General features: G+C 63.6%; 4 protein-coding genes and 2 pseudogenes. 2 read left to right on the top strand and 4 right to left on the bottom strand.

Annotated features, from left to right (window positions below; genetic code table 11):
* The 4 genes and pseudogenes from EOA60_RS14430 to EOA60_RS14415 all read right to left on the bottom strand — a co-directional run.
* Positions 1-229, bottom strand: a pseudogene (locus tag EOA60_RS14430) (ABC transporter permease); the annotation flags it as partial.
* Entirely contained in the window at positions 222-1,229 is a 1,008-nt protein-coding gene (locus EOA60_RS14425) for an ABC transporter permease (protein WP_095824264.1), read from the bottom strand. The pseudogene EOA60_RS14430 and the gene EOA60_RS14425, both read right to left, overlap by 8 nt.
* A gap of 102 nt (positions 1,230-1,331) precedes the next feature.
* Positions 1,332-2,858: an ABC transporter substrate-binding protein gene (locus tag EOA60_RS14420; protein ID WP_067324433.1), complete on the bottom strand. Its 1,527-nt coding sequence runs from the start codon at positions 2,856-2,858 to the stop codon at positions 1,332-1,334.
* 109 nt (positions 2,859-2,967) lie between these two features.
* A pseudogene (locus EOA60_RS14415) lies at positions 2,968-4,541 on the bottom strand (NAD(P)/FAD-dependent oxidoreductase).
* 118 nt (positions 4,542-4,659) lie between these two features.
* Here EOA60_RS14415 and EOA60_RS14410 point away from each other — a divergent pair.
* Both EOA60_RS14410 and EOA60_RS14400 read left to right on the top strand, forming a co-directional pair.
* The gene (locus EOA60_RS14410) at positions 4,660-5,451 is read left to right on the top strand and encodes a cyclase family protein (RefSeq protein ID WP_095824263.1); all 792 of its coding nucleotides are present in this window, start codon (positions 4,660-4,662) and stop codon (positions 5,449-5,451) included.
* Positions 5,452-5,735: 284 nt separating this feature from the next.
* Positions 5,736-6,269 (top strand): acyl-CoA dehydrogenase family protein (locus tag EOA60_RS14400; protein WP_206628136.1); only part of this gene is annotated, 534 nt, incomplete at its 3' end.

Raw genomic sequence — 6,269 nt, 5'->3', positions numbered from 1 at the left:
GCCGTGACAGGAGATCCCTGCCGAGGCTGTCGGTGCCCAGCCAATAGCCGGGATCCGCGCCATCGAGCCAGAAGGGCGGCAGACGCTCGAGCATCAGGTCCTGCGCCAGCGGATCTTGCGGTACGATCAGCGGCGCCAAGATGGCCGCAAGCAGCGCCAGCAGAAGCCAGCCGCCGGCCAGCCATAGCCGCGGGCTGAAGCGCCGTCGCGAAATGCGCGCCTCATCCATGACGCAGCCTCGGATTGAGCAGCGCATACATCATGTCGACGGCAAGGTTGATCAGCACGAAGAGCAGCGCGAAGACCAGAACGATGCCCTGGATCAGCGGCAGGTCGCGGTTGATGACGGCATCGATCGCCATATTGCCGAGACCCTCATAGGAGAACAGCCGCTCGACGATGACCGTGCCGCCGATCAGGAAGGTGAACTGCACGCCCACCAGCGTCAGCGTTGGCAGCGCCGCGTTCTTCAACGCCTCGCGCAGGATAACCTGCGTTTCGGAAAAGCCTTTGACCCGCGCGAGCACGACATAGTCGAGGTCGAGCACTTCCTTCAGCGACTGTTTCAGGAGTTGCGCGATGATCGCCGCCAGCGGCAGCGCCAGCGCGATCGCCGGCATCAGCATGTGCTTGAGCAGATCCCAGGTGAGATCGAAGCGGAGCCGAAGTAGGCTCTCGGCCAGATAGAACTGGGTGACGAAGGGCAAATCGAGCTGCGGCGACACTCGCCCCGAAATGTCGAACACCGGGATGAGCACGCCGAACAGCAGGATCAGCACCAGGCCCCACAGGAAATCGGGGATGGAGAGCGTCGCGCCGCTGGCGATGTCGATGCCGGCCTCGACCGCCGTGCCGCGCGAACGCGCACCGAGGATCGCAGCGGAGACGCCGATCGCCACCGCCATCAGCAGCGCGATGGTTGCCAATTCCAACGTCGCCGGCAGCCGGTTGAAGACGAGGCCGAGCACATCCTGGCGCAGCGAGATCGAAGTGCCGAAATCGCCATGCAGCACGCCGGCGAGCCAGATGAAGAACTGCTGCACAATGCTCTTGTCCAGCCCATAGAGCGAGCGCAGACGCGCTATGTCGTCATTGCTGGCGCCGGGCGGCAGCATCATGGCAATCGGGTCGCCGGGCGCCACGCGGATGACGACGAAGACGACGACGGCGACGCCGAACAGCGTGACCAGCATCGTCATCAGACGAACAAGAAATCTCTGCAGCAGCATGCTCGCTGAGCCTAATGCATTCGGCCCCTCACCCGGCCGGATGAGGGGGGCCTTGCGTCGTTGGAGAAGGTGCGCTGCGCCAGCGCAGCTTCCCAGATGTCATCAGGCCGGGGTCATCAGCGCCGGCAGCAGCGCGCCCGATACATGCTGCACGACATTGACCTTCTTCGAGTGCACGATCGGCTGAGCATACTGCATCAGCGGCAGCACATAGGCCTGCTCGGCGATGTATTTGTCGACGGCCTTCCAGCCGGCGATGCGCTTGGCCTCGTCCTTCTCGCCCCACAGCGGATTGATCATGTCGATCAGGTCCTGGCTGTCCCACACCGAATGCGGGCTAGGTCCATACATGGCAAAGCCGGTCGAGGTGGTCGGATCGCCGATCGCATTCCCCCAGTTGTAGAAGGCGGCCGGCGCCAGCTTGTCGGCGGCCCGCAGCTCGTAATGCTTGGCGATCTCGTAGACCTCGATATTGGCCTCGATGCCGACCTTGCGCCACATGCCGACGATCGCCTGGATCATCTCATAATCCTTGGGCTTGAAGCCCTTGGTCGTTTGGATGGTGAACTTGACCGGCTTCTTGGGCGAATACCCTGAAGCGGCGAGCAGTTCCTTGGCCTTTTCCGGATTGTGCTCGACTTTGATCGACGCGTCGAAGGCCGTGTATTCCGGCGTCTCCAGCGTGGCGATCGGCTGGCCGTAGCCGCGCAGCAGCCGCTTGACCAAGAGCTCCTTGTCCACCGCCATCACAGCCGCCTGGCGGACGTTCTTGTCGAGCATCGCCTCGATGTCGTTGAAGAAGATCATGCCGATGTCGGAGACATTCTTGATCGAGCCGGCGAGTCCGTCCTTGGCGATCAGCCGGTCATATTCTTCATAGGGGATTTCGAGCGTCACCTGCGAGGAGCCGGACTCGACCTCGGCGACGCGGCTTGCCGCGTCGGTGACGAACTTGATCGTCACGTTCTCGAAGGCTGGCTTGGCACCCCAGTAATTCGGATTGGCCTTCAGCCGCAGGAAGGCGTTGCGCTCGAATTTGTCGACCATATAGGGCCCGGTGCCGATCGGCGCCTTCTCGAAGCCTTCCGCGCCTACCTTCTCGTAATAGGCCTTCGGCATGATGTAGCCGGTCAGGAAAGACATCCATTTGAAATAGACCGGATCGAACTGCACGACGTCGGCGGTGATCTTGTTGCCGTCGATCTTGAAGTTGTTGACGTTCTTCCAGACGAACTGGATCGGATTGCCGGTCTTCTCGTCGCCCGCCCGCTGCAGCGACCAGACAACGTCCTCGGCGGTGAAGGGCGAGCCGTCATGCCATTTCACGCCGTCGCGGACCGTCATCGTCACCTTGCTGCGATCGTCGTTCCAACCCCATTCGGTGAGCAGGCCGGGTGTGAAGGAAAGGTCCGGCTTCTGCGGGATGAACTGGTCGAACACCGACTGGTAGAGGCCTTGGATGGTCGGGTTCACCGCCGAAGGCCCGGTCGTCGGGTCCCAGGATGGCAGGTTCACGTTGTAGGCGATGGTGAGCTCGTCCGCCGCCTTGGCTGCCTTCGGCAGTCCGAGTGTCGCCGCGCCAAGCGCTGCTGCGCCAAACCCAAGCAAATCGCGTCTGTTGATGGTCATGGTCGTTCCCCTTGTTGGTTGTCGGTTTTTGACTTTCATTGTCGCGCGGCGTTGTTCATTCGCAAGGTCTGGTGGGCAACCGCGCCTTGTCCATCCTGGAATTCTGCTGCTAGTGCCCTCCCAGTTGTTGCGCCAGCATGAAGCCGGATCCGGCACCGGTGCCGGCGCCGGGCCATGTCGCGGCGCCGGTGAGGTAGAGGTTTGACACCGGCGTGTTCCAGCGCGCGAAGCCGCGCGCCGGACGGAAGAGAAAGTTCTGCGCCAAATGGTGGCTGCCGCAAATCTGGTCGCCGCCGACGAGGTTCGGATTCTCGCGCTCGAGGTCGAGCGGCGAGAAAATCGCGCGGCCGAGGATCTTCTGGCGCAAACCAGCCGCATAGCTCTCGATGATGTCGAGCACGCGCTCGGCATAGGCGTCCTTGACCGCGTCCCAGGAACCGGGCGCGATCTTGCCGGCGGCATCGCCAAGGATTTCCGCCGGCAGCATGCGCACCTGGACCCAGAGCACGTGCTTGCCTTCTGGCGCCCGCGAGGGATCGACGGCGGTCGGCTGTCCTACGACGAGCACCGGCTGATCGGGCAGCACGCCGGCAATCGCCTGCTGATAGGTGCGCGACATGGCATTGAGCGAAGGCGCCAGATGCACATAGGCGAAGTGGCGAAGCTCGGCGCCAGCGCTCCAGTCCGGCAGATCGTCCAGTGCCAGATGGATCATCATCGTGCCCGGCGCATGGCGGAACTTTTTCATCGCCGCGTCAAAGCCGGCATCGCCGGATCCGTTCGGCAACAGCTTGCCAGTCAGCGCCTGGGCGCGACGCCGGCAATGACGGCCTTGCTGGCGACATGGAAATCGCCGGAGGCGAGCCGCACGCCGGTCGCGCGGCCGCCGGCGACGGTGATCTCCGCCACCTCCGCGCCGGCCATGATCTTGCCACCGGCCGCTTTGACCATGCCGACAAGCGCGCGGATGATGGTGTCGGCGCCGCCCTTGCCGAGCACCATGCCAAAACTCTGGTTGGCCATTGATTCCAGATAGGGGAACACGGCGCCGCCGGCGATGTCGGGCGCGAAGTCGAGATGCATGCCCCAGGCGGCGAGCGTGGCTTGCACATGCGGCGTCTCGAAATTGTCCTCGAGCCACGCGCGGGGTGAGGACAGCAAGAAGCGGCCGGTATCGAGCGCGCCGCCAATGCCTTTCTTGCGCCAAAGATTCCAGGCCGTGCCGGCGAGCGCCCGCGGGTTCATCGGCGATCCGAGCAGCCGGAACAGGTGCTCCGCCTCGCCCGGGAAGGCGCCGACCAGCCGACGCCATGTAGCGGCATCGGCCGCGGAGAAGGCGGCGAGCCGCGCCGCGGTCTTTTCGAGATCGTTGCTGACGCCGAACCAATTCCCATCCGGGAAGGCGCTGGCGAAACAATCGGTGACGGGCGCGAATTCCAGCCCGTGGCTTTTCAATTCATTTGCATATTTCCGGTGGAAGGCCGAGCCAGCGAACAGGCTCAGGTTCATCGCGCCGAAGTCGTGCCTGAAACCGGGAAGCGTGTATTCCGCGGTCCGGACCGCGCCGCCGATAGTTGTGTTGCGCTCGAAAACTGCGGTTTTCCAGCCTTTGAGCGACAGATGCGCGGCGCAGGCCAGACTGTTGTGGCCCGCCCCGACAAAGATGGCGTCGAACTCGCTCACGCCCTGCCCCAAAATGCTTTATGCTTAAAGATAATTGCAGATGCATATGTTTTCGTCTAGTAGGATATTAAGGGCCGCAACGAGCCTTGATGAGCACGAACAAGAGGGAACGAAGACAATGGACACGCAGAAACTCCTCGGCGAGGTCGCCGGCCAGCTGCTTTCGGGCGCCATCAAGGTGGTCGACCTGTCGGCGCCGCTCGGGCCCAACACGCCGCTAATCAAGCTGCCGCCGGAACTCGCCGTCGACACGCCGAAGGTCGAGATCCACCCCATTTCAAAGTATGACAAGAATGGTCCGTGGTGGGCCTGGAACTGGCTGAAGCTCGGCGAGCATTCGGGCACGCATTTCGACGCGCCGCAGCACTGGATCACCGGCAAGGACTATCCGGACGGCGCCACTGACACCATCCCGGCGCAGAATTTCGTCGGTCCGGTCAATGTCATCGACTGCTCAGTGGAAGCCGCCGCCGATCACGATTTCCTTCTCACCGTCGACCACATCAAGACGTGGGAGGCCAAGCATGGCACCGTCAATGCCGGCGAATGGGTGGTGATGCGCACCGACTGGTACAAGCGCAACGGTTCGGAAGCCGACTTCCTCAACGCCAACGAGACCGGCCCGCATACACCCGGACCGACAGCGGAAGCCATCCAGTTCCTGATCAGCAAGGACATCAAGGGCTGGGGCTCGGAGACGATCGGCACCGATGCCGGCAAGGCCGGCGGCATGGAGCCGCCTTTCCCGGCGCACACGCTGATGCACAAAGCCAATCGCTATGGGCTGGCCAGCCTCTGCAACCTCGACCAGCTGCCGCCGAAAGGCGCGATCCTGATCGCCGCCCCGCTCAAGATCGAGCACGGCACCGGCAGCCCGATCCGCGCCCTGGCGCTGGTGCCGGGCCAATAGGCGAGGTGGCGGTCTTCGGGAGAAGATCATGCTCGCGCGCAATGGAGTAGTGGAGAGGTGGGATCGGAGCGACGCTGACGCTCTACGGCGCCCCCCTCTGTCCTGCCGGACATCTCCCCCACAAGGGGGGAGATTGCACGTCACCTCCGCTTTCGCCAATCTCCGACGTCGTAGGATTGAGCAGGGCGCCGAAACTGCCAATCTCCCCCCAAGTGGGGGAGATGTCCGGCAGGACAGAGGGGGGCGCCGTAAAGTGCAAACCTCGCAGAAGTGCGGAGGCACCGATGCCTGACCGTTCCTTCCTCAACTGGCCCTTCTTTGAAAACCGCCATCGCGAACTTGCCGAAAATCTCGACGCCTGGTGTGCCAAGAACCTGCCCGTCGATCACCACGATGTCGACGCGGCCTGCCGCAACCTCGTCTCCATGCTCGGCCGCGACGGCTGGCTGAAGCCGACGGCGCTCGATCCCGACAAGCCGGGGCCGCTCGACGTGCGCACGCTCTGCATCACGCGCGAGACACTCGCCCGCCATGACGGGCTCGCCGACTTCGCCTTCGCCATGCAGGGCCTTGGCACCGGCGCGATCTCGCTGTTCGGCACGCCGGAGCAGCAGCGCTGGCTGGAAAAGACGCGGGCGGGCCAGGCGATCACAGCCTTTGCGCTGTCGGAGCCGCGCTCGGGATCGGATGTCGCCAACATGGAAATGGCGGCTGTCCGCGACGGCGATTTCTACTTGCTCTCGGGCGAGAAGACCTGGATCTCCAATGGCGGCATTGCCGACGTATACATTGTTTTCGCCCGCACCGGCGAGGCGCCC

The organism is Mesorhizobium sp. M1A.F.Ca.IN.020.06.1.1 (genome assembly GCF_004023265.1).
Lineage (GTDB): Bacteria > Pseudomonadota > Alphaproteobacteria > Rhizobiales > Rhizobiaceae > Mesorhizobium.
The sequence above is the reverse complement of the archived record's forward strand: the minus strand, read 5'-3'. Positions and strand labels throughout refer to the sequence as shown.

Bases quoted from the DNA above. Each gene is read 5' to 3' on its own strand.
- EOA60_RS14425 (WP_095824264.1), bottom strand. From the start codon at position 1,229: ATGCTGCTGCAGAGATTTCTTGTTCGTCTGATGACGATGCTGGTCACG.
- EOA60_RS14410 (WP_095824263.1), top strand. From the start codon at position 4,660: ATGGACACGCAGAAACTCCTCGGCGAGGTCGCCGGCCAGCTGCTTTCG.
- EOA60_RS14420 (WP_067324433.1), bottom strand. From the start codon at position 2,858: ATGACCATCAACAGACGCGATTTGCTTGGGTTTGGCGCAGCAGCGCTT.